Raw genomic sequence first — 22,148 nt, 5'->3', positions numbered from 1 at the left:
GAAGTACCAGCCTTGGTCGGCGAAGCGTTCCCAGTAGGTGGCTTTGTAGCGTTCGGTGTCGCCCCAGATGCCGCGCAGCATCGACGGCCACGGCTCGTCGAGCACGAGCAGACCGGAACTGTCCCGGCCGAGTTCGCCGCCGTCCTCGTCCACCACCCGCGCCGAGACACCCGGCAGGGGAGTCATCGCCGCGCCGGGTTTGGCGGCGGTGACGCCGGGCAGGGGGGAGATCATGATGGCGCCGGTCTCGGTCTGCCACCAGGTGTCGACGATGGGCGTGCGGCCCGCGCCGATGACCTCGCGGTACCAGCGCCACGCCTCCGGGTTGATGGGTTCGCCGACCGAACCGAGCAGGCGCAGCGACGACAGATCATGGCTGTCGGGAATGTTCCTGCCCCACTTCATGAACGTTCGGACCAGCGTCGGCGCCGTGTAATAGATGGTGACGCCGTACTTTTCGATGATCTCGAAATGCCGGTGCTCGTTGGGCGAGTTGGGTGTGCCTTCGTAGACGACTTGGGTGGTGCGGTTGGCCAGGGGGCCGTAGACGATGTAGCTGTGTCCGGTGACCCAGCCGATGTCGGCGGTGCACCAGTAGATGTCTTGTCCGGGTTTGTGGTCGAAGACGTTGTGGTGGGTGTAGGCGGTTTGGGTGAGGTAGCCGCCGGTGGTGTGGAGGATGCCTTTGGGTTTTCCGGTGGTGCCGGAGGTGTAGAGGATGAACAGGGGGTGTTCGGCGTCGAAGGGTTGGGGTTCGTGGTGGGGTGCGGCGGTGGTGACGGTGTCGTGCCACCACAGGTCGCGGCCTTCGGTCCAGGGGACTTCGATGCCGGTGCGGCGCACCACCAGCACATGCTCGACGGTCGATGGCCCGTCACCCAATGCCTCGTCCACCCCGGCCTTGAGCGGCGCTGCCGTGCCGCGCCGCCACTGCCCGTCGGTGGTGATCACCAGGCGCGCCCCGGCGTCGTCGACGCGCTGGCGCAACGCGGTGGGGGAGAATCCGGCGAAGACGACGGAGTGGGTCAGGCCGAGGCGAGCGCAGGCGAGCATGGACACGATGGCTTCCGGCACCATCGGCATGTAGATCGCCACCCGGTCGCCCGCGACCAGGCCCAGTTCGGTGAACGCGTTGGCGGCCCGGCAGACCTCGTCCCGCAGTTGTTCGTAGGTGATGGCGCGCGAGTCGCCGGGTTCGCCTTCCCAGTGGATGGCGACCTGGTCGCCGTGTCCGTCCAGGACGTGGCGGTCCACGCAGTTGTAGGCGACGTTGAGCTTGCCGCCGACGAACCATTTCGCCACCGGAGCCTCGCTCCAGTCCAGCACCTGGGTCCACGGCTGCTCCCAGTGCAGCCTGCGAGCCTGTTCGGCCCAGAACTCCAGCCGATCGGACCGCGCCCGGTCGTACAGCGCCTCGCTCGCGTTCGCCTGGGCGGCGAACTCCGCGGCGGGCGGGTAGGCGGTGGTGTCGCGGTCATCGGTGGTTGCGCTGGTCACGCGAGATCTCCTAACGAAAGAACAGAGGGGACGAGGAATGCCGGGCAGTGCTCAGTGCACCACCGCCTTCTCGGCGCCGACGCCGGTGAGCGAGCGGACTTCCATCTCAGCGGCCTTGGCCGGGTCCTCGGTCTTGCCTCCCACGAAGGTGCCGATGATGCCGAGCAGGAACGCCAACGGGATGGAAACGATGCCCGGGTTGGACAGCGGGAACCAGTCGAAGTCCGAACCGGGCAGCATGGCGGTCTTGCTGCCGGACACCGCGGGGGAGAACACGATCAGCACGATCGTCGAGATCAGGCCGCCGTACATGCTCCACAGCGCGCCGGTGGTGTTGAACCGCCGCCAGAACAGCGAGTACAGGATGGTCGGCAGGTTCGCCGACGCCGCGACCGCGAACGCCAGCGCCACCAGGAAGGCGACGTTCTGGCCGTTGGCCAGGATGCCCAGCGCGATGGCCAGTATGCCGATCACCACGGCGGTGATCCGGGAGACCCGGACCTGTTCGCGCTCACCGGCTTTCCCGCGCTTGATGACATTCGCGTAGATGTCGTGGGCGAACGACGCCGACGCCGTGATGGTCAGGCCCGCGACCACCGCGAGGATGGTGGCGAAGGCGACCGCCGAGATCACCCCGAGCAGCACCACGCCGCCGAGTTCGAAGGCCAGCAGCGGCGCGGCCGAGTTCTGCCCGCCCGCGGCCGCGAGGATGCGATCGGGCCCGACGATCGCCGCCGCGCCGTAGCCCAGGACCAGGGTGAACAGGTAGAACGCGCCGATCAGGCCGATGGCCCAGACCACCGAGCGTCGCGCCTCTTTGGCGGTGGGCACGGTGTAGAAGCGCATCAGTACGTGCGGCAGGCCCGCGGTGCCGAGCACCAACGCCAGGCCCAGCGAGAGGAAGTTGAGCTTCGAGGTCTCGCTGCCGCCGTACTGCGCGCCGGGTGCGAGCACGTCGCGTGCGGCGACGGCCTTGTTCGCCGAACCGGAGACCGCTTTCTGCGCGGAGCCGAGGATCTCGGAGAAGTCGAAACCGAACTTGGCGAAGACCATGACGGTCATCAGCGCCGCGCCCACGATCAGCAGCACGGCCTTGATGATCTGCACCCATGTGGTGCCCTTCATGCCGCCGACCAGGACGTACACGATCATCAGCACGCCGACGACGGCGATCACGATGGACTGCCCGGTCTTGTCGGTGACATCCAGCAGCAGCGCGACCAGCCCGCCCGCGCCCGCCATCTGCGCGAGCAGGTAGAACAGCGACACCGTCAGCGTGGACAATGCCGCGGCGGTGCGCACCGGGCCTTCCTTCAGCCGGAAGCTCAGCACATCGGCCATGGTGAATTTGCCGGTGTTGCGGAGCATCTCGGCGACCAGCAGCAACGCGACCAGCCAGGCGACCAGGAATCCGATCGAGTAGAGGAATCCGTCGTAGCCGTAGACCGCGATGGCGCCCGCGATGCCGAGGAAGCTGGCGGCCGAGAGGTAGTCGCCCGCGATGGCGACGCCGTTCTGCGGACCGGAGAAGCCGCGCCCGCCGGTGAAGTAGTCGGCGGCGGTGGCGTTGTTCCGGCTGGCGCGGATCACCACGATCATCGTGATCGCGACGAAGACGCCGAAGATGGCGATATTGGCGACCGGGTTGCCGACCGTCGCCGCCGCGGCGTAGGTGTGCACGGTGTTCATGCCCGGTCTCCCTCGAGGTAGCCGCGGATTTTCGCTGCGCGCGGATCCAGTTCCCGGTTGGCGAACCGGACGTACAGCGCGGTGATGGCGAAGGTGGAGACGAATTGGCCGAGGCCGAGCAGCAATCCGGCGTTGATCTCGCCGAAGACGGGGCGGCTCATGAAGTCGTGCGCGTAGGCGCCGAGCAGGACATAACCGAGGTACCAGAGCAGGAACAGCGCGGTCATCGGAAATACGAAGCGGCGCAATCGCGTTCGCAGTTCCTGGAATTGGGGGCTGGCCTGGACTTCGGCGAATTCTGCTGCGCTCGGCGCTCGCCGCCCTGCGGTGTCGTCGAGTTCGGTACTGGTCATGATGGTCCTACCAAGTGACGTGGCTTACTTCTCGAGGACGGTAAGCCAGGGATAGGGGCCACCAGTAGGCTGTGGTGTGGGTCACTCCACGAAGGTGTCCGAATCTGCGGTGAGCGGTCGGTACGGCGCGACGAACGGTCGGCGCGAGCCCGCTCAGTCCGAACGCAGGCTGCGCTCGCGGTCCGCGCCCATGCCCAAGCGCTCCGGCGCGTGCATCCGGACGAAGATCCGGCTCACCGTCCTCGCGCCGAGCCCACGGGTGAACGAACTCACCAGCACCATGGTGGCGAACGCCAGCGGCACGCTGATCGCCGCGGGATAGCTCAGCAACGCGGCGGGCCAGCCGCCCGCCACGTCGTCGGAGAAGCCGCCGGTGACCGAGACGGCGGTCGCGGCGCCCGCCGCGAGCCCGCCCGCGACCAGACCGGCCGCCGCGCCCGTCGCGGTCAGCCCGCGCCACCAGATGCCAAGGACCAGCAGCGGGCACAGCGTGGAGGCGGCCACAGCGAAGGCCAGGCCGACGGTGCGGGACAGATCGAGCGACACCACCGTCAGCGACAACGCCAGCGGTACCGAGCCCGCGACCAGTGCGGCCGTGCGGAAGTCCCGGATGCGCCCGCGCAGCATGTCGGTGCTGAGCACGCCCGCGATGCTCACCAGCAGCCCCGACGACGTGGACAGGAACGCGGCGATCGCGCCCGCCGCGGCCAGCGCCGCGAGCAGCTGACCAGGCAGCCCCGCGACCACCGACCCGGGCAGCAGCACCACCGCGGCGTCGGAGGTTCCGGTGATCAGCAGTTGCGGCACGTACAGCCGGGCGAAAACGCCCAGTAGGACGGGGAACAGATAGAAGAGGCCGACCAGGCCGATCACCGCGAGCGCGGTCGTGCGCGCGGCCCGCCCGTCGGGGTTGGTGTAGAAGCGCACCAGCACGTGCGGAAGGCCCATGGTGCCGAGGAAGGTCGCCAGGATCAGCGAATAGACCTGGTAGCTGGGATGCGGACCGCCGAGTCCGCCGCCCGGCGTCAGCCAGCCCGCGCCGTCGGCGGGGGCGCCGGCCACCACCGGCACCGCCGCTCCGGCCTCGAGCACCAATCGCGTCCCCGCCGCCAGTTCGTGCGTGCCGGGCGTCAGCGGCACCGTGCCGTCGACGGCGTGCTCGTCGATGGTTCCCGTGATCGAAACCTGTTGCGGTGCACCGACCCGCACCACCACGTCGGTGGTCACGTCGACGGTCGTACGTTCGGACACCACCGGCGGTGCGGGCGCGCCGAGCTCCCGTTGGTCGGCGAGGAAGTGCCCGAGCAGCACCAGCGCGGGCAGTGCCACCGCGGTCAGCTTCAACCAATACTGGAACGCCTGGACCAAGGTGATCGAGCGCATCCCGCCACCCACCACATTGGCGATCACGATCGCGCCGACCGCCACCGCGCCCACCCAGTCCGGCACCCCGAGCAGGATGTGCAGCGTGAGTCCCGCTCCCTGGAATTGCGGGATCAGGTACACCGCGCAGATGAGCACCACGACGGTGGCCGCGAGCCTGCGCAAACGCACCGAGCCCAAACGGAATTCGGCGAAGTCGGGCACCGTGTACGCGCCGGAGCGGCGCAGCGGCGCGGCGACGAACAGCAGCAGCGCCAGGTATCCGGCGGTGAAGCCGACCGGGTACCACAGCGCGTCCGCGCCGTATTTCGCGATCAACCCGGCGACCCCGAGAAACGAGGCGGCCGAAAGGTATTCGCCGGAGATCGCGGCCGCGTTCCAGCGCGGCCCCACGCTGCGGGAGGCGACGAGGAAGTCCGAGGTGGTGCGCGCGAGCCGCACGCCGTACGCGCCGATCGCGACGGTCGCCAGGGCCGCGAGGATCAGCGCCGCGACCGTCAGCGCGGGGGCCGTGGCGGAGGTCATGACATACCGATCTCGAACGCGGCGCGCGTGTTCTCGGACCAGGTGCACCGATACGCCGAGCGACGAACGAAGCCCGTCGGACCGGAGCGCATCGATACCGTGGTCCGCGCCGCGGCAGGCATTCGGGCCGGTCGCACCGTCAGTCCTCGGCCAGTTCGAGGAAGTCCTGTTCGTTGCGTTCGGCCAGGCGCACGTAGGTCCGGCCGATCAGGAACAGCAGCGGGTACACCGCGCCGCCGAGCAGCAACCAGGGCAGCCGGATGCCGAGCACCGTGAACGAGCCGATCAAACCGATGCCGAACAGTATGGGCAGCGCGCACAGCAGCGCGATCGTCACCAGGCCCACGCGCAGCGCGAGCCCGAGTTGCGCGCGGATCAGGCCGCCGATGAGCGCCTCGCCGAACTCCGTCTGCTCGGCGACCTCGACTCTCGTGCGCACTCGCCGCGCGCCGCGTCGTTCGGAGAGCACCACGCGCTCGCGCGCCGGACGCTGCGGCGCGGTCACTGATTGCCCCAGTGTTGCCGGGGCCTGTGCACCAGCCGCTGTTTCAGTTCACGCACCTGCCTTCGGCTCACCGGCAGTTCGACCGCTTGCGCGTCGCCCTCGGCCCGCAGGCACACCACCGTGCCGGAACCTATCGTGCGCAGCCCGGTGACCAGCCGCAACGCCACCAGATACGAGCGGTGCACCCGCAGGAATCCCGCGTCGTGCCAGCGTGCTTCCAATGCCGACAACGGGATCCGCACCAGATGCGATCCGGCGCTCGTGTGCAGCCGCGCGTAATCCCCGTCGGCTTCCACCCAACTCACGCTCGACCTCGGTACCAGCGTGGTCACTCCGCCCAGTTCCACTGGGATGACCTCGCTCGGATCGGCGCGCTCGTCGGCGGCAGGCCGGTGCGGCGCGCTGCGGGACGCCGCGATTCGCCGCACCGCCTCGGCGAGCCGCGCTTCGCGCAGCGGCTTGAGCAGGTAGTCCACCGCGCCCAGATCGAACGCGGCGATCGCCCGGTCGTCGTGGGCGGTCACGAACACCACGGCGGGCGGATTGGCGAACTCCGACAGGATGCCCGCCAGCTCCATACCGTCCAGGCCGGGCATGTTGATGTCCAAAAACACCGCGTCCACGGGATGAGCGCGCAGCACCCGCAACGCGCTGGTGGCATCGCCCGCCGCGTGGATCTCCCCGATCTCGGCCCGTGCGCGCAGCAGATACACCAGCTCGTCCAGAGCGGGCTTCTCGTCGTCCACGGCGAGCACGCGCAGCGCGCCCGCCGGCTTGCCGGTAACGCGGGTCACAATCGCTCCATCGTAAGGGGCTCGCGCTGGGCAGCCGAGCCGGTGCCGTCGGCGTGAGGCTGCCTACTCGTGTGCGTCCGCGTTCGAGCCGGGATGCCTGGTGGGCACGGGCCCGTGCTTCGAGGCGTTGCATGGGTGGTCTCGTGCCTGCGTCCGGGCGTTGCGTGTGCCGGTTTCGTGGGTGCGGGTAGCCGAAGGCCTCACGCAGTACGTACACCACGCGTTCCTTGGCGGTGAGCGTTCCATGAGCGTGAGCATGGCGATCGACACCGATTCGCGTTGTTGGAGGAATTCCTGGCCGCAGCGGTCAGCGGCCGAACCGACGAGCTGGTGCGGGCCCGATGTGCGTTGTGGGCGCGAGCTGTCCTGCTTAGGGCGCGTCGCGCGCCGGTTTCACGGCCGGATGCCCGCGCGGAATTTGGGAACCCGCAGGCTGACCTTCGTGCCCGCGCCCGGTGCGGTTTCCACGACGAGGCCGTAGTCGTCGCCGAAGGCCGCGCGCAACCGGTCGTCGACGTTGGCCAGTCCGACGTGCGCGGCCTCCCCGGAGCCCGCGGGGCCGGTCCCGGTGTCGACGGCGTCCAGCGCGCCGGAGCGCAAGAGATCCGGGTCCATGCCGACGCCGTCGTCCTCGACGCTGATCACACAGTCGGTGCCCGCGTCGGTGGCGACGATGCTGACGGTGCCGCCGTGGGCGGCGCCCGCCAGTCCGTGCCGCACCGCGTTCTCCACCAGCGGCTGGAGCGCGAGGAAGGGTAGGACCACGCCGAGCACCTCGGGCGCGATCCGCAGCCGGACCTGGAGGGCGTCGCCGAAGCGGGCGCGTTCCAACGCGAGGTAGCGCTCGATGTTGCGCAGCTCGTCCGACAGCACCGTGAACTCGCCCGCGGCGCGGAAGGAGTAGCGGGTGAAGTCGGCGAACTCGAGGATCAGCTCGCGGGCCCGCGCCGGATCGGTGCGGACGAACGAGGCGATGGTGTTCAGCGCGTTGTAGATGAAGTGCGGGCTGATCTGCGCCCGCAGCGCGCGCACCTCGGCCCGGTCCAGCCGGGCCCGCGACGCGTCCAGTTCGGCCAATTCGAGCTGCCCGCAGGCGTACCGCGCCACTTCGGCGACCGCACCCAGCCGCCCCGGCCCCGGCTGCCCGGTATTCACGACGCCCAGCACACCGGCCACGCCGTTCGATTCGATCAGCAACGGTTGCGCGATCAGCGTGCGCCCGGCGTGTTCGCCGCGGCCGGGTCCGGCCACGAGCACCGGACGCTCGCCCGCGACGGCGCGTTCGGCGGCTTCGCCGAAGTACTCGGCCAGTTCGGCGTGCGGCCCGTCCCAGGCGAGCACCGTGCCGTCGGCGTCGGCCAGCGCCAGCGCCTCGGCGCCGGTGAGCGCGCGCAGATGGGGCGCGGCTTCCCGCGCGGACTCCTCGGTCAGCCCGCGCCGCAGCGGAACCGCCGCCAGCGACGCGGTGTGCAGCGCCGAATGCACCGCCCGCTCGGCGGGGGTGGTCACCACTCTGCGGGTGCGCGACCAGATCAGCAACGCACCGGCGATCAACGCGGCCGCGGCCACGACGGCCAGCGCGGTGGTCATGGCGGGCAGCGGCGCGGGGACTTCATGGGCCGATTATCGCGGTGCTCCGATCGCGTGCGGCAGGTGGCGGCCATGTGGTGCGGACGCGGGTGCGCATCCGATCCAGACAGTGCCTGCGCGAACGGGCCGATTCCGGCAACGGGGGCGCAGTGCCGCTTGCCGGGAGATCGTGTGCGGCATGGTGGCGGCCGTGGGCGTGAATACGGGGCGGGCCACCGAGCGCGGGCGCTCGCGCCAGGCGATCGAGACGGCGGTCGGCCGAACGGGCCGAGTCATCGGGGTGTTCCGGCATTCGGCACGATCGCGACACTCGCGGAAATCGGCCGCTCAGACGGCGAGTCGCCAGGACGCGCCGGTGATCTTCCCCACCGACACGCCGGGTGCCCGAGGAGCGCCCGCGAGCCGTTCCGAACCAGTCGGTGCGCCCGCCTAGAATCGGTCCAGCCAACCCCCGTCGAGACCTTGGGAGGAAGGACCGTCTTGGCCGCCTCGTCCGGATCGTTCGTCCATCTGCACAACCACACCGAGTACTCCATGCTCGATGGGGCGGCGAAGATCTCGCCACTGTTCACGGAGGCGAAACGGCTGGGGATGAACGCGGTCGGGATGACCGACCACGGCAACATGTACGGCGCCTCGGAGTTCTACAACTCGGCCAAGAAGCACGACATCAAGCCGATCATCGGCATCGAGGCCTACATCGCGCCCGCCTCGCGGTTCGACACCAAGCGCGTGCAGTGGGGCGATCCGAGCCAGAAGGGCGACGACGTCTCCGGCTCCGGCGCCTACACGCACATGACCATGGTCGCCGAGAACGCGACCGGCCTGCGCAACCTGTTCAAGCTCTCCTCGCTGGCCTCCATCGAGGGGCAGCTCGGCAAGTGGGCGCGCATGGACGCGGAGATCATCGCCCAGTACGCCGAGGGCATCATCGCCACGACCGGCTGCCCCTCCGGCGAGGTGCAGACCCGCCTGCGTCTCGGCCACGACCGTGAGGCGCTGGAGGCCGCCGCGAAGTGGCAGGAGATCTTCGGCAAGGACAATTTCTTCCTCGAGGTCATGGACCACGGCCTGTCCATCGAGCGCCGGGTGCGTGAGGGGTTGCTGAACGTCGGCAAGCAGCTGGGCATTCCGCCGCTGGCCACGAACGACTGCCACTACGTCACCAAGGACCAGTCGAGCAACCACGAGGCGTTGCTGTGTGTGCAGACCGGCAAGACGCTGTCGGACCCCACCCGGTTCAAATTCGACGGTGACGGCTACTACCTGAAGTCCGCCGAGGAGATGCGCGCGCTCTGGGAAGCCGAGGTGCCCGGCGCGTGCGACAACACGGTGCTGATCGGCGAGCGGGTCCAGTCCTACGACGACGTGTGGGCCTTCAAGGACCGCATGCCGGTCTTCCCGGTGCCCGAGGGCGAGGACCAGGATTCCTGGTTGCGCAAAGAGGTCGACCGTGGCCTGGCGCGCCGGTTCCCCAGCGGCGTGCCCGAGGAGTACTACACCCGCGCCTACTTCGAACTCGACGTCATCAAGCAGAAGGGCTTCCCCGCCTACTTCCTCGTCGTCGGCGACCTCGTCAAGCACGCGCGGGAGGTCGGCATCCGGGTCGGTCCCGGCCGTGGTTCGGCGGCCGGTTCGCTGGTGGCCTACGCGCTCGGCATCACCAATATCGACCCGCTGCCGCACGGCCTGCTGTTCGAGCGGTTCCTCAACCCGGAGCGCCCGTCCGCGCCCGATATCGATATCGACTTCGACGATCGCCGCCGCGGTGAGATGGTCCGCTACGCCACCGAGAAGTGGGGCACCGACCGCGTCGCCCAGGTGATCACCTTCGGCACGATTAAAACCAAGGCCGCGATCAAGGACTCCGCGCGCGTCCAGTTCGGCCAGCCCGGTTTCGCCATCGCCGACCAGATCTCCAAGGCGCTGCCGCCGCCGATCATGGCCAAGGACATCCCGCTGTCGGGCATCATGGACCCCGATCACGAGCGGTACAAGGAGGCAGCCGAGGTCCGCGAGCTCATCGGCAGCAACCCGGATGTGGCCAAGATCTACGAGACCGCGCGCGGTCTGGAGGGCCTGATCCGCAACGCCGGTGTGCACGCCTGCGCGGTGATCATGTCCTCCGAGCCGTTGATGGACGCGATCCCGGTGTGGAAGCGGCCCCAGGACGGGGCGATCATCACCGGCTGGGACTACCCGTCCTGCGAGGCCATCGGCCTGCTGAAGATGGACTTCCTCGGCCTGCGCAACCTCACCGTCATCGGTGACGCGCTGGACAACATCAAAGCCAACCGCGGCATCGACCTGGACATGGACAACCTGCCGCTGGACGATCCCGCGACCTACGAATTGCTCTCGCGCGGTGACACGCTCGGCGTCTTCCAGCTCGACGGCGGCCCCATGCGCGACCTGCTGCGCCGCATGCAGCCGACCGGCTTCAACGACATCGTCGCCGTGCTCGCGCTGTACCGGCCCGGCCCGATGGGCATGAACGCGCACAACGACTACGCCGACCGCAAGAACGGGCGGCAGCCGATCAAGCCGATCCATCCGGAGCTGGAGGAGCCGCTCAAGGACATCCTCGCCGAGACCTACGGCCTGATCGTCTACCAAGAGCAGATCATGTTCATCGCGCAGAAGGTCGCCTCCTACTCGATGGGCAAGGCCGACGCGCTGCGCAAGGCCATGGGTAAGAAGAAGCTCGAGGTGCTCGAGGCCGAATACAAGGGCTTCCACGAGGGCATGACCGCCAACGGCTTCTCCGAGGCCGCGGTGAAGGCGCTGTGGGACACCATCCTTCCGTTCGCCGGCTACGCGTTCAACAAGTCGCACGCCGCGGGCTACGGCCTCGTCTCGTTCTGGACCGCCTACCTCAAGGCCAACTATCCGGCCGAGTACATGGCGGGCCTGCTCACCTCCGTCGGTGACGACAAGGACAAGGCCGCGGTCTACCTGTCCGACTGCCGCCGTCTCGGCATCACCGTGCTGCCGCCGGACGTCAACGAGTCCGAGCAGAACTTCGCCTCGGTCGGCAAGGACATCCGCTTCGGTCTCGGCGCGGTGCGCAACGTCGGCGCGAACGTCGTCGCCTCGATCATCCAGGCGCGCAAGGAGAAGTCGAAGTTCACCGACTTCTCCGACTACCTGAACAAGATCGACGCGATCGCCGCGAGCAAGAAGGTCACCGAATCGCTCATCAAGGCGGGCGGTTTCGACTCCCTCGGGCATCCGCGCAAGGGTCTGATGCTGATCCACTCGGACGCCATCGATGCCGTGATGGCCACCAAGAAGGCCGAAGCGATGGGTCAATTCGACCTGTTCGGCGGCTTGGACGCGGACGAGTCGGTGACCTCGGTGTTCAACGTGAAGGTGCCCGAGGACGAGTGGGAGTCCAAGCACCGGCTCGCGCTGGAGCGGGAGATGCTCGGGCTGTACGTATCCGGGCATCCGCTCAACGGCGTCGAGCACGTGCTCGCCGCGCAGGCCGACACGCAGATTCCCGCCATCCTGGAAGGCGACATCAAGGACGGCACTCAGGTGACCGTCGGCGGCATCCTGGCCTCGGTGAACCGGCGCATCAACAAGAACGGTCTGGCCTGGGCCTCGGCGCAGCTGGAAGACCTCACCGGTGGCATCGAGGTGCTGTTCTTCCCGCAGTCGTACTCGGTGTACGGGATGGACGTCGTCGAGGACGCCGTGGTGCTGGTCAAGGCGCGCGTCTCGGTCCGCGACGACCGAATCTCGTTGATCGCCAATGATCTCGCCGTGCCCGACCTCTCCGCCGTCGGCGTGGCCAAGCCGCTCGCGGTCACCGTCACCACCCGCATGTGCACACCGGACAAGATCGGCGAACTCAAGCGAGTCTTGTCCAGGCACCCCGGCACGTCGGATGTCCATATCCGGCACGTCGGCGCACGAGACAAGACCACACTGCTGAAACTCGATGAGCGCCTGCGCGTCTCACCGTCGTCGGCGCTGATGGGTGACCTCAAGGCGCTGCTCGGCCCGGGCTGCCTGGCCGGCTGATCGGCGGATTCCGCACGGTCGGGTTCGGGTCGGCGGTCGGGCTGTCCGGCGGTTGTGTGACCCGCAGCGATGCCGGCCCGCTCGCGCCGTCGTCGGGCGGCGTGGGGCCGGTGCGATCGACCCGACGGCGGCGGTGTCGCCGCAATCCGAAAGCAACAGTGTCGCTGATGCGCCGACACCACGGACCCCGCCGGATCCAGCCCGGCCGCGATCAGCCGCCTGTATCGCCGATCGGCCGCGTGCCGGCCTCACGGGCGCTTCGCCGCGGCGTGGAGACGGAACGGCACCCGTCAGGGCGAATGGTCACCGCTCCCGCTGTGAGCGATCACCGTTGAGCGGCAAGGCAAGCTCGTCGAGCGGCGCGGGCCTCGGCGACGAACAGTTCTGGTTGTTCCCACGCGGCGAAATGACCACCGCGCGCGGGCTGTCCCCAGTGCACGATGTTGGTGAAGCGCTTGGCTGCCCAGCGCTGTGACGGGCGGGGCACCTCGGCGGGGAACACGCTGCCGGCGGTCGGCACTGTGATCTGGTCGCCGACCGCGGTGGTGAACCACTCGGTGACTTCGGTGATGCTCTCCCAGTAGAGGCGAGTGGAGGAAGCGCCGGTCGCGGTCACCCAGTAGAGCATCACGTTGTCCAATACCCGGTCGCGGTCCAAGACGGTGTCGAGGTCATCTTCGTGGTCGCTCCAGGTCCAGACCTTTTCCATGATCCACGCGCACAGCGCGGCCGGTGAGTCCAGTAACCCATAACCCAGGATTTGCGGGCGCGTGGCGTGGACCGCCGAGTAGGCGGATCCGGTGCGGGTGCGTTCCTCGAGATCGCTGAGGGCCCGCCGTTCGGCCTCGGTGAGGTGCGCTTCGTTGTGCTCGGGTGCGGCCAGCGGTGGGATGAGGTGCAGGCCGAGCAGTCTGTGCGGTTGCTGCAACGCGATGCTGGTGGAGATGCTGCTGCCCCAGTCGCTGCCTGCGGCTATGAACTTCTGGTAGCCGAGCCGGGTCGTCAACTCGGCCCAGGCATGTGCGATGCGGTGGATGCCCCAGCCCGGCTCGGTGGGACGACCGCTGAAACCGTAGCTCGGCAGGGACGGCGCGACGACGTGGAACGCGTCGGCGGGATCGCCGCCGTGCGCTGCCGGATCGGTGAGCGGGCCGAGGACTTGCTCGAACTCCAGGAACGAGCCGGGCCAGCCGTGAGTGAGGACGAGCGGGACGGCTTCCGGATACGGAGAACGAACGTGGAGCGCGTGTATCGGCACGCTGTCGATCTCGGTGACGATCTGCGGAATTCGGTTCAGCCGCGCTTCGGTGGCCGACCAGTCGTATTCGTCGGCCCAGTACCGGCACAACTCTCGCAGATACGACAGCGGCACACCTTGGGACCAGTCCGTGACCGGCTCACGCTCCGGCCACCGGGTGCGACGGAGCCGTTCGCGCAGGTCACGCAGATCAGCCTCGGGGATATCGATCCGGTAGGGACGAACGCGGTCGGTCATGGTTGTTCTCTCTGCTCTGCCGGTTGAACGGTTTTCACCAGTTGGCGCGCCAGGCCCAGGTAACGGAGTTCGATCCCGACGCCTCCGGTGCGGGGAATCCGCATCCGAGCGGATCACCACATGAACTCGGCGGCAATGGAACCGACCCTCGTCCATTGTCCAGCCACCCCTCGGCAGCGCGGTCCGGCTCTACGCTCGGTCAGGCCCGCGTTCCATCCGTGCGGTCCGACTACCGGATGCCCAGCGGCCCGAAAGGATCCGTCCGCCGGACACCCTCGGATGCGTTCAGCTCTCGACCGGAAGTCCGGCATCGGTCCAATCCTGGATGCCTTCACGGTACTTCCGGACGTTGGTGTAGCCGAGTGCCTCCAGCTTGGTGGCCACGTGCTGGCTGTTGGCGCAGGCGGCATTCGAGCAGTAGGTGACGATCGCGGCGTCCTTTGCCGGAAGGAGTTGCGGGGCTTTGGTTTCCACGTCGGCTTCGACCAGGTTGAGCGCGCCGGGAAGATGCGCTTTGGCGTAGTACTCGGCGCCGAGCGCGTCGATGACGGTCACCGAACCCGCCTCGATCTGCTCGGCGAGTTCCTGGCGCGTGATCAGTTCGGTCATGGCAGTGCCTCCTTCAGGGGAAATTTATGTGCGTGCGCACGCTATTATATGTGTGCGTGTGCACGCAACTGGTATGCTTCGATTCGTGCCGAATTCCGTGAGCCGTTCCCACCCGGCCGTCCGCGCGTGGTCCGCGCTGCTTCAGGTACACGCCAAGCTGGTGCCGGAGCTGGACGCGGAACTACGTCGCGCCACCGCGCTGCCACTGACCTGGTACGACGTCCTTCTGGAACTCGACGGACCGCAGGGGCTGCGGGTGAGCGATCTCGGCGAACGGGTCGTGCTGAGCCGGACGCGGGTGAGTCGCCTGGTCGGCGAACTGGAGTCGCACGGCTTGGTGCGCCGTGAGCCCAATCCGGACGACGGGCGTTCAGCGTTCGTGAGCATCACCGAGGCTGGTCGGCAGCGGCTGCGGGAGGCGGCTCCGCACTATCTGGCCGGGATCGAACGCCGGTTCAGCGGCCTCAGCCCGGACGAACTCCGAGCTCTGGCCGGGGCGCTACGCAAGGCGCTGGGCCCAGCCGACCTGTCCGATCCGAAGCGTTAGCGATCCGGTCGCCGCCGTCTCGCGCTGACGCTGCGCGCGGTCCTGCTTCTGTGCTGCTGCCGCCCGGCGCTGACGCCCGATCGGCTGACCGGCGCTCGAAGCCCTCGATCAATCCCTAGCCGACGCCATCGGGCCTCGCGCAGTGGCCGCCCAGGGCCTCGCCGAGGCAGAACGGCTCGAATGCCACAGGCCGCGGCGCGGCTGGGAGCGCACACCGGTGGCATCGAGGTGCTGTGCGCACCGGCCGCTGCGTTGGCGGCGACTTCGAGGCGCTACCCAGCCCGGGTCGACGCGGCGGGTCGTGCGCGGTCAGGAATGGAGCCACTGCTCGATCTGCTCCAGATTCGCGGCGGAGATGACGTCGTCACCGTTTTCGGCGTCCAGCAGCTTCCAGTCGTGCGGTGACACCGGATCGCGCACCAGGAAATAGCCCGCTCGCGTGGCGCGGTCGGTGAGGTCGCGGAATCGCTCGGAGTTCGGATCCGGTGCGGCCGCTGCGGTTCGATTCATGAGGGATTGCTCCATGGGCGGTGTTGTCGTGCGGAATCCGGCGTGATGCGCCCGGCGGCGACCAACGCGGCGAATGCGGCGCGCTTTCTGGCGCAGTCGTGATCGCGGTGTAACTGCATGGCGTGGTGTGCTGCGGCGACGGTCAGCGGCTGGGCGGGTGCGGCGCATGTCCACGCTTCCGGCCACCGGACCGGGCACGAATGACTCTGCGAGCGAGTCGGTTTGCGCCGAGGAGCGAATCGGCGCGGCTGATCGGTCGGCCACACGCACCCGACGCCGAGCAGCACAGCGCCACATCCCGCGAATACCGTCACGATGCTCGACAGCAGGGCCCATATCCCCACCCGGCTCACCGCTGGCAGCCGTCGCCGGAACCGGTGCGCAGGTCCTCGGCGAGCTCGTGCAATCCGTCCAGAACCTGCTGGAACGTCCAGAGTTCCGGTGCGGTGTCGGCGTGCGGCAGGTGGTCGGTGTGGTCGGTAGGGAAGGCGATACCGCGCCGGTGAGCGCGTTCGCGCGGGCTCGACTCCTGTGGCACGATCCGGCCGCGCCGTACCAAGGTGTAGAAGGCGACCCACTTCCACGCGCACCGATCGACCCGGCATCCCCGGTGCCGCCGCATAAGCCGGTGCGCCAACTCGACATCAGCCGAGCCGCAGATTCTCGGCGGCGCGACCACCCCGCCTGTATTCAAAACATATCTCGGGCTCGAATCCGGCGTATCAGATCTGTCGGTCTACCAGTCGATGATTATTCCCGGCTTGCTGCAAGTGGCTGACTACGCGAGGTGTATCGAGCGGCCGTATTACGCGGATGACACGCAAGAAGAACTCGAACGTCGTGTGCTGCTGCGATTGCGTCGAGCGGCGATTCTGACCCGGAAGTACAGCCCGGTCGCAGCCGATTTCGTTGTGCACGAGAGTGTTCTGCATACGATCGTGGGATCGAATGCGGTCATGTCTGCGCAAGCGCGACATATGGCTGACATGAGCACGCTGCCCAATGTTACGTTGCGAATACTGCCGTTCTCGGCTGGTTTTCCGGTGGATGAGGGCCCGGTCCAGCCGTACATCATCCTCAACTTTCCGTTGAGCAGCCGAGAGTTTGGGACGGAGCCACCTGTGGTCTACGCCGAAACCTTCACAGGATCGATGTTTTTCGAGGACAGTATTGATGTGAAACGATATCGCGAGATTCACGAGGCCCTTCAGCGCGCCGCGCTCGAGGAGAAAACGTCGAGAGATCTGCTCAGGCAGATGGCAAGGAGATACGAACAGTGACCATCGGCCTAGATAACGCACAGTGGCTCAAGTCATCGCGTAGCACTTCGGCACACGAATGTGTCGAAGTTGCTTGGCTCGAGGCAGGGCATGTCGGTGTTCGCGATTCGAAGAACCCAACCGGCCCGGCGCTGATCTTCGCGCCGGGCCAGTGGGATGTCTTTGCCTCCGGCATCCGTGACGGGGAGTTCGACCGATCGGCTTGAAGTGGATTCCCACCGCGAACAACAGCGGCCCCGCACCCGAGCAACGCATGGTCGGGCCAGGGCCGCTGACGGAGCTATCAGTTCACCTCCGCCAGGGTCGGGGCAGGTGTGTCGACCGACGCGCGTGAAACCTCCTTGCGGTGCAGCGCGTGGCTGCAAGCGACGACGGTGAGGGCGGCGAGGCCGAGAATCACGCCGATCCAGGCCACCGCCGGGTAGTCGAGGCCCGCGCTGATGGCCAGGCCGCCGAGCCAGGGACCTGCGGTGATGCCTACGTTGAACGAGGAGATGTTGGTGGCTCCCGCCAGGGTGGGCGCGTTGCCCGCGAGGGTGAAGACGCGGCTGTTCAGGGTCGGGTTGATGCCGAAACCGAAGGCGCCCAACAGGAACGACAGCAGTACGACGGGGGCGATGTGCTCCATCGTGAGGGCGAGTAGCGCCGAGGTGAGCACGCCGCCGGTAATGCCGACGTACAGGCTGGTCAGCGGGTGATTGTCGGCGGTGCGCCCACCGATGACGATGCCGAGGAACGCGCCGAGTCCGTAGATGCCGAGTACCGCCGGAATCCAGCCGTCCGCCATGCCGGTGGTGCGGGACAGCAGAGCGCCGAGGTAGGCGAAGGTGACCATCAGGGCGGCGATCGCGAGCGCGGTGGTGGCATAGGAAAGCCAGAGCGCGGGGCGCATCATCGTGCGCAGTTCGGTGCTCAGGCGTAGCGGCGCGTCGGTCCGTCCGCCGGGGATCTTCGCCAGCACGCCGATCCCGGCCGCCGCCGACAGCAGCGCGACCGCCCAGAACGCCGCGCGCCAGCCGAGCTGTTGTCCGATCACGGTGCCCGCCGGAAGCCCGATGATGATGGCCAAAGTGAGCCCGCCCGCGACGATGCTCATCGCCTTGCCGCGCGCCGTGGCCGGGACGAGACCGATCGCCGTTGTCGCGGCAACCGCCCAGAACCCGGCGTAGACGAACGCGCCGACGACCCGCGTGGCGAACAGCACCCAGTACTCCGAGGTGAGCGCTCCGACGACGTGAGTGCCGACGAACACCGCGAGGAAGGCGAGCAGTGCGGTGCGCCGCGACCACCGCAGTGTCGCCACCGCCAGCACCGGCGCGCCCACCAGCATGCCCAGTGCGAAGCCCGAGATGAGCAGGCCCGCGCGCGGCACGGAGACGCCCAGGTCTGCGGCCATCTCGGTGAGCAGGCCCGCGAGCATCAGCTCCGAGGTGCCCTGGGCGAAGATCGACAGACCCAGGACGTAGATCGCCACGGGCATCGGTACCTCCTTATTTTGTACTGATCTATCCAAAATTAGGGCGCGGCAAGGGCGTCGCCGAAGCCGACAAGTCTCAGAGGGCGTCGAGGGCGGTGGTCGCGATGGCGGCGAGCGTCTCGCGGTCCGCGCCGCCGCGTGCGGCCACCCGCATCCCTCCGATCGTGGCGATCACGAAGTGCGCCAAGGCGGTCGGTTGTTTGTCCGGCGCGATCTCACCGGCGCGCCTGGCCGTCTCGAACACGTCCGTCAGCACGGCGAGTCGTCGCTGGTAATCGGTGGCGAGAACGGCGGCCAGTTCGGGGTCGCGCGGGGCCAGTTCGATCGTCGAGTTGACCACGAGGCAGCCGAGCGGGTCCTCCTCGGGGGCCTCGACGATCTGCCACAGCAGGGCGCGGATCTTGCCGCGCACCCCAGTCTCGCTGTCGAGCAGGTCGAACGTCGCCGCGTTCTCGGCTGTCATGTAGCGGCGCAGGGCGCGGCCGAACAGGTCCCGCTTGCTGGTGAAGGTGTTGTAGATGCTGCTGCGGCCAAGGCCGGTCGCTGCGCAGAGGTCTTCGGTGGAGGTCGCCTCGTATCCCGCGCGCCAGAACGCGTGCATCGCCGCGTCCACCGCGCGGTCCTCGTCGAAGGTTCTGGGTCGTGGCATGGGTTTACGCTAGCACAGTTTTGAACAGCTCGTTCCAATATACTTCGAAGGGCCTTCTGGCCAGCGTTGTTCCGGAGTCCAAGCGGCTGTTAAGCGTCCGATAGGCGGGCTCGCGGATAGTTCTGAGCGAGTCCACTCCAGGAAACGAGGATCATCATGCAAGCCATCCTGCGCACCCTGCGCCTGCTCGTTCTCGGCGTCACGCTGTTCGTGCCCGCGTTCGCCGTCGCGACGGTCGGCGCGGGCGCCGCGAACGCGGGCGCGGTCGAGCTGATCGAGTTCGCGCCGGGAAGCGATCACGCGTCGGTCGGCGGAGCGGTCGTGCGCGGCGACGCCGACACCTACGTGCTCGAGGCGCGGGCGGGGCAGACCCTGACCACCGAACTCACCTCGGTCGAGGGCAACGCGCGGTTCAGCGCCACCGCCCCGGACGGACGCGTGCTGTGCGCCGAGGAGACCGGGAGCCGGATCACCTTGCCGCAGAACGGTTACTACACGATCTCGGTAGCGCCGAGCCGGGGCAACGCGACCTACACCTTGTCGGTGCGCATCGTCTGAGTCCTCAGGGCGACACCGCGACACCGAGCGTCTGGGCGACCAGGAAGCGGGGAGCGTGCTCCCCGTAGAACGACTCGGCGTCGCGGATCTCGAAACCGGCGTCTGTCACCAGGCCGCGAATGTCGCGGTTGAGGTGGCAGCCGCCGAACAGTCGTTTCTGGACCGGGTTCAGCCGGTTCTGCCACGCCCGCACCTTCTCGTCGGGCGCAAGCCCATGCTCGACGAAATGCAAGGTCCCGCCGGGGACGAGCACCCGGCGCACCTCGGTGAGCGCGGCGGCGATGTCGGGGATGGTGCACATCGTCCAGGTCGACAGCGCGCAGTCGAAGGCGTCGTCCGGGAAGGGCAGCGCCTGCCCGTCCAGCCCGGCCCGCTCGACCGGCACGGTGGCGGCGGCGACGCGTTCGCTCGCCAGCCGCCAGCCGAGATCGGCGGGCTCGACCGCGCGCACCGACGCGACCCCCGCCGGGTAGAACGGGACGTTCAGTCCCGAACCGAAACCGAGTTCCACGACCTGTCCGTGCAGTCCGGCACACACCCGCTCGCGCAGCGGAGCCAACTCCCGCAACCCGCAGGACCGGTTGACGATCCGCGGCAGCACATACTCGGCATAGGCACCCACGTCTTCACTCTGACAGGCATCGCCCATTGCGGACAGGGCTACACGGCCCCAGCCCGACAGATTTCCGCGCCTTTGCGGTCCTCTGCTCGACCCGGCCCCAGTGGCTGCACGGGACCGAGGGAAGCGGCTCCGGCCAGCCGGTCAGGAAGCCGGGACCGTACGCGCCGCTGCGCCTGGGACTGGTGTCCGTATCGGGCGGACCGGGCGTGCCCGTGGGATGCTGGCGCGGTGACTGTGTTCGAAGTCTGGGCACCGCGGCCGGAGTCGGTGCGACTGGATCTGGAGGGTGTCGTCCATTCGATGACGCGGTCGCCGGATGGGTGGTGGCGCGCCGACGTGCCCGCCGCGAAGGGCGCCAGGTACGGCTTCCTGCTCGACGACGATCCGACCGTGCTGCCCGATCCCCGCTCGCCGCGCCAGCCCGACGGCGTGCACGCCCGCTCGGCGCTGCACACCCTCGATCCGGCGGGGTGGACCGATGCGGCGTGGACCGGTCGGCCGCAGGCCGGGGCGGTCTACTACGAACTGCACATCGGGACCTTCACCCCGGAAGGCACCTTCGACGCCGCGATCGAACGGCTCGACCACCTGGTCGGGCTGGGCGTCACCGTGGTCGAAGTGATGCCGGTGAACGCCTTCGACGGCCCGCACAACTGGGGCTACGACGGCGTGCTCTGGTACGCGGTGCAGGAGAGCTACGGCGGGCCCGACGGCCTGCAACGGTTCGTGAACGCCTGTCATGCCCGCGGGCTCGCGGTCTGCCTCGACGTCGTCTACAACCACCTCGGCCCGTCCGGGAACTACCTGCCGCGCTTCGCGCCCTACCTGACCGAGGGCCGCAACACCTGGGGGCAGAGCCTCAATCTCGACGGCCCGCAGTCCGATCACGTGCGCGGGTACGTCATCGACAACGCGGTGCGCTGGCTGCGCGATTTCCACATCGACGCGCTGCGCTTGGACGCGGTGCACGCCCTGGTCGACCGCACCGCCACCCACCTGCTGGCCGAACTCGCCGTCGCGACCGAGCGCCTGGCCACCCATGTCCGCAGGCCGCTGACGCTCATCGCGGAGAGCGATCTCAACGATCCGAAGCTGATCACCCCGCGCGCGGCGGGCGGCTACGGCCTGACCGCGCAGTGGAACGACGACCTGCACCACGCCGTGCACACCGCGGTCTCCGGTGAGCGGCAGGGCTATTACGCGGACTTCGGTTCCTTGCGCTGCCTGGCCCACACGTTGAAGCACGGGTTCTTCCACGCCGCAACGTATTCCAGTTTCCGTGGCCGCACGCACGGCCGCCCGATCGATCGCAGCCTGATCCCGGGCAGCGCGCTGCTGGCCTACACCTGCGATCACGACCAGATCGGCAACCGGGCGCTTGGCGAGCGCCCGAGCGCCTATCTCACCGACGGCCAGCTCGCGATCAAGGCCGCCCTGGTGCTGTGCGGACCGTTCACGCCGATGCTGTTCATGGGGGAGGAGTGGGGCGGCCGCACACCGTTCCAGTTCTTCACCTCGCACACCGACCCGGATGTCGCCGCCGCCACCGCATCCGGGCGCAAGAAGGAGTTCGCCCAGCACGGCTGGCCCGAGGGCGAGGTGCCCGACCCGCAGGATGTGAAAACGTTCCTGCGCTCCAAACTCGATTGGACGGAAGCCGACGAGCCGGGCCACGCCCGGCTGCTGTCGTGCTATCGCGCCCTGCTCGCCCTGCGCCGCGCTCGTGCGGAGCTCAGCGATCCCTGGTTGACCCACGTTTCGGTGGACTACGACGAGTCCGCGCGGTGGATCGTCGTGCGCCGGGGCACACTGGCCCTGGTGTGCAACCTCGGCGAGGACCAGGTCGCGGTGCCGATCGCGGGCCTTCCGCTGCTGTCCTGGGAATCCCCGACGATCGGCCGTTCCGCCACAACCGTTCCCGGCCACTCGTTCACCCTGCTGGAGACGGCGCCGCCCGGCCCGCGCTGAGCGCGTGGAACCCCAGCTCGCGGCGGCCTTTCGGGCACTCGCCCGGTAACGGGCGTACAACTGTCCGA

Annotated in this window: 20 protein-coding genes; 6 read left to right on the top strand and 14 right to left on the bottom strand. The window is 68.5% G+C overall.

All coding sequences use genetic code 11. The features are described 5' to 3' along the window. The 7 genes from acs to ACIHAX_RS23130 form a co-directional block, all read right to left on the bottom strand. A partial coding sequence (gene acs / locus ACIHAX_RS23160; protein ID WP_397279479.1) for an acetate--CoA ligase occupies positions 1-1,497 on the bottom strand: 1,497 nt, incomplete at its 3' end. A 51-nt stretch (positions 1,498-1,548) separates the two neighbouring features. Beyond that, positions 1,549-3,186 (bottom strand): cation acetate symporter, encoded by a 1,638-nt coding sequence (locus ACIHAX_RS23155; RefSeq protein WP_355078338.1) that lies wholly within the window; start codon positions 3,184-3,186, stop codon positions 1,549-1,551. Then, on the bottom strand, positions 3,183-3,539 hold the full coding sequence (locus ACIHAX_RS23150) for a DUF485 domain-containing protein (protein WP_355078337.1): 357 nt from the start codon (positions 3,537-3,539) through the stop codon (positions 3,183-3,185). Before ACIHAX_RS23150 ends, ACIHAX_RS23155 begins: the two co-directional genes overlap by 4 nt. A 153-nt stretch (positions 3,540-3,692) precedes the next feature. Beyond that, a complete protein-coding gene (locus ACIHAX_RS23145; RefSeq protein WP_364430612.1) occupies positions 3,693-5,447 on the bottom strand; it encodes a cation acetate symporter in 1,755 nt (584 codons plus the stop codon). 139 nt (positions 5,448-5,586) lie between these two features. Further along, on the bottom strand, positions 5,587-5,952 hold the full coding sequence (locus ACIHAX_RS23140) for a hypothetical protein (protein WP_364430609.1): 366 nt from the start codon (positions 5,950-5,952) through the stop codon (positions 5,587-5,589). Beyond that, positions 5,949-6,746 (bottom strand): LytTR family DNA-binding domain-containing protein, encoded by a 798-nt coding sequence (locus tag ACIHAX_RS23135; protein ID WP_355078334.1) that lies wholly within the window; start codon positions 6,744-6,746, stop codon positions 5,949-5,951. The genes ACIHAX_RS23140 and ACIHAX_RS23135 overlap by 4 nt, the downstream gene beginning before the upstream one ends. Positions 6,747-7,139: 393 nt before the next feature. Next, the gene (locus ACIHAX_RS23130) at positions 7,140-8,336 is read right to left on the bottom strand and encodes a histidine kinase (RefSeq protein WP_356967695.1); all 1,197 of its coding nucleotides are present in this window, start codon (positions 8,334-8,336) and stop codon (positions 7,140-7,142) included. A gap of 480 nt (positions 8,337-8,816) precedes the next feature. Between ACIHAX_RS23130 and dnaE the strand changes: the two genes are divergently transcribed. Next, positions 8,817-12,365: a DNA polymerase III subunit alpha gene (gene dnaE, locus ACIHAX_RS23125; RefSeq protein WP_397279475.1), complete on the top strand. Its 3,549-nt coding sequence runs from the start codon at positions 8,817-8,819 to the stop codon at positions 12,363-12,365. Between the two features lie 325 nt (positions 12,366-12,690). Here dnaE and ACIHAX_RS23120 read toward each other — a convergent pair whose 3' ends face one another. Both ACIHAX_RS23120 and ACIHAX_RS23115 read right to left on the bottom strand, forming a co-directional pair. After that, complete coding sequence (locus ACIHAX_RS23120) at positions 12,691-13,860, bottom strand: epoxide hydrolase family protein (RefSeq protein WP_397279473.1); 1,170 nt, start codon at positions 13,858-13,860, stop codon at positions 12,691-12,693. Between the two features lie 285 nt (positions 13,861-14,145). Continuing rightward, entirely contained in the window at positions 14,146-14,469 is a 324-nt protein-coding gene (locus tag ACIHAX_RS23115; protein WP_356967711.1) for a rhodanese-like domain-containing protein, read from the bottom strand. Between the two features lie 85 nt (positions 14,470-14,554). Here ACIHAX_RS23115 and ACIHAX_RS23110 point away from each other — a divergent pair, with 85 nt between their 5' ends. Then, a complete protein-coding gene (locus ACIHAX_RS23110) occupies positions 14,555-15,016 on the top strand; it encodes a MarR family transcriptional regulator (protein ID WP_355078324.1) in 462 nt (153 codons plus the stop codon). Between the two features lie 309 nt (positions 15,017-15,325). On the opposite strand, the gene ACIHAX_RS23105 is transcribed toward ACIHAX_RS23110, so the two are convergent. Then, positions 15,326-15,526, bottom strand: coding sequence for a hypothetical protein (locus tag ACIHAX_RS23105; RefSeq protein ID WP_364430592.1), 201 nt, complete (start codon positions 15,524-15,526; stop codon positions 15,326-15,328). Between the two features lie 349 nt (positions 15,527-15,875). Beyond that, entirely contained in the window at positions 15,876-16,163 is a 288-nt protein-coding gene (locus ACIHAX_RS23100) for a hypothetical protein (protein ID WP_397279470.1), read from the bottom strand. Between ACIHAX_RS23100 and ACIHAX_RS23095 the strand changes: the two genes are divergently transcribed. Further along, entirely contained in the window at positions 16,147-16,806 is a 660-nt protein-coding gene (locus tag ACIHAX_RS23095) for a DUF5753 domain-containing protein (RefSeq protein ID WP_397279487.1), read from the top strand. The two genes, ACIHAX_RS23100 and ACIHAX_RS23095, sit on opposite strands and share 17 nt — an antisense overlap. Next, positions 16,803-17,012 carry a DUF397 domain-containing protein gene (locus ACIHAX_RS23090; RefSeq protein WP_364430580.1) on the top strand — a complete coding sequence of 70 codons (210 nt, stop codon included), beginning with the start codon at positions 16,803-16,805 and terminating at the stop codon, positions 17,010-17,012. Before ACIHAX_RS23095 ends, ACIHAX_RS23090 begins: the two co-directional genes overlap by 4 nt. A gap of 77 nt (positions 17,013-17,089) precedes the next feature. Here the strand turns inward: ACIHAX_RS23090 and ACIHAX_RS23085 are convergent, their stop codons facing one another. Together ACIHAX_RS23085 and ACIHAX_RS23080 are read right to left on the bottom strand one after the other, a co-directional pair. Beyond that, positions 17,090-18,286, bottom strand: coding sequence for a Cmx/CmrA family chloramphenicol efflux MFS transporter (locus tag ACIHAX_RS23085; RefSeq protein ID WP_364430577.1), 1,197 nt, complete (start codon positions 18,284-18,286; stop codon positions 17,090-17,092). A gap of 73 nt (positions 18,287-18,359) precedes the next feature. Further along, a complete protein-coding gene (locus ACIHAX_RS23080; protein ID WP_397279467.1) occupies positions 18,360-18,932 on the bottom strand; it encodes a TetR/AcrR family transcriptional regulator in 573 nt (190 codons plus the stop codon). A gap of 156 nt (positions 18,933-19,088) precedes the next feature. Here ACIHAX_RS23080 and ACIHAX_RS23075 point away from each other — a divergent pair, with 156 nt between their 5' ends. Beyond that, entirely contained in the window at positions 19,089-19,490 is a 402-nt protein-coding gene (locus ACIHAX_RS23075) for a hypothetical protein (RefSeq protein ID WP_355078316.1), read from the top strand. Positions 19,491-19,494: 4 nt separating this feature from the next. Here ACIHAX_RS23075 and ACIHAX_RS23070 read toward each other — a convergent pair whose 3' ends face one another. Further along, positions 19,495-20,112, bottom strand: coding sequence for a class I SAM-dependent methyltransferase (locus ACIHAX_RS23070; RefSeq protein WP_364430570.1), 618 nt, complete (start codon positions 20,110-20,112; stop codon positions 19,495-19,497). 228 nt (positions 20,113-20,340) lie between these two features. On the opposite strand from ACIHAX_RS23070, the gene treZ reads away from it, so the two are divergent. Next, positions 20,341-22,080 carry a malto-oligosyltrehalose trehalohydrolase gene (gene treZ / locus ACIHAX_RS23065; protein ID WP_397279464.1) on the top strand — a complete coding sequence of 580 codons (1,740 nt, stop codon included), beginning with the start codon at positions 20,341-20,343 and terminating at the stop codon, positions 22,078-22,080. Positions 22,081-22,148: the final 68 nt, after the last annotated feature.

The sequence above is a fragment of the Nocardia sp. NPDC051929 genome (assembly GCF_044548645.1).
Taxonomy (GTDB): Bacteria; Actinomycetota; Actinomycetes; order Mycobacteriales; family Mycobacteriaceae; genus Nocardia; species Nocardia sichangensis.
This window is presented reverse-complemented; position numbering and strand designations above follow the sequence as displayed.

Bases quoted from the DNA above. Each gene is read 5' to 3' on its own strand.
- ACIHAX_RS23130 (WP_356967695.1), bottom strand. From the start codon at position 8,336: ATGACCACCGCGCTGGCCGTCGTGGCCGCGGCCGCGTTGATCGCCGGT.
- ACIHAX_RS23145 (WP_364430612.1), bottom strand. From the start codon at position 5,447: ATGACCTCCGCCACGGCCCCCGCGCTGACGGTCGCGGCGCTGATCCTC.
- ACIHAX_RS23075 (WP_355078316.1), top strand. From the start codon at position 19,089: ATGCAAGCCATCCTGCGCACCCTGCGCCTGCTCGTTCTCGGCGTCACG.
- ACIHAX_RS23155 (WP_355078338.1), bottom strand. From the start codon at position 3,186: ATGAACACCGTGCACACCTACGCCGCGGCGGCGACGGTCGGCAACCCG.
- ACIHAX_RS23120 (WP_397279473.1), bottom strand. From the start codon at position 13,860: ATGACCGACCGCGTTCGTCCCTACCGGATCGATATCCCCGAGGCTGAT.
- ACIHAX_RS23080 (WP_397279467.1), bottom strand. From the start codon at position 18,932: ATGCCACGACCCAGAACCTTCGACGAGGACCGCGCGGTGGACGCGGCG.
- ACIHAX_RS23105 (WP_364430592.1), bottom strand. From the start codon at position 15,526: ATGAATCGAACCGCAGCGGCCGCACCGGATCCGAACTCCGAGCGATTC.
- ACIHAX_RS23115 (WP_356967711.1), bottom strand. From the start codon at position 14,469: ATGACCGAACTGATCACGCGCCAGGAACTCGCCGAGCAGATCGAGGCG.
- ACIHAX_RS23085 (WP_364430577.1), bottom strand. From the start codon at position 18,286: ATGCCCGTGGCGATCTACGTCCTGGGTCTGTCGATCTTCGCCCAGGGC.
- ACIHAX_RS23150 (WP_355078337.1), bottom strand. From the start codon at position 3,539: ATGACCAGTACCGAACTCGACGACACCGCAGGGCGGCGAGCGCCGAGC.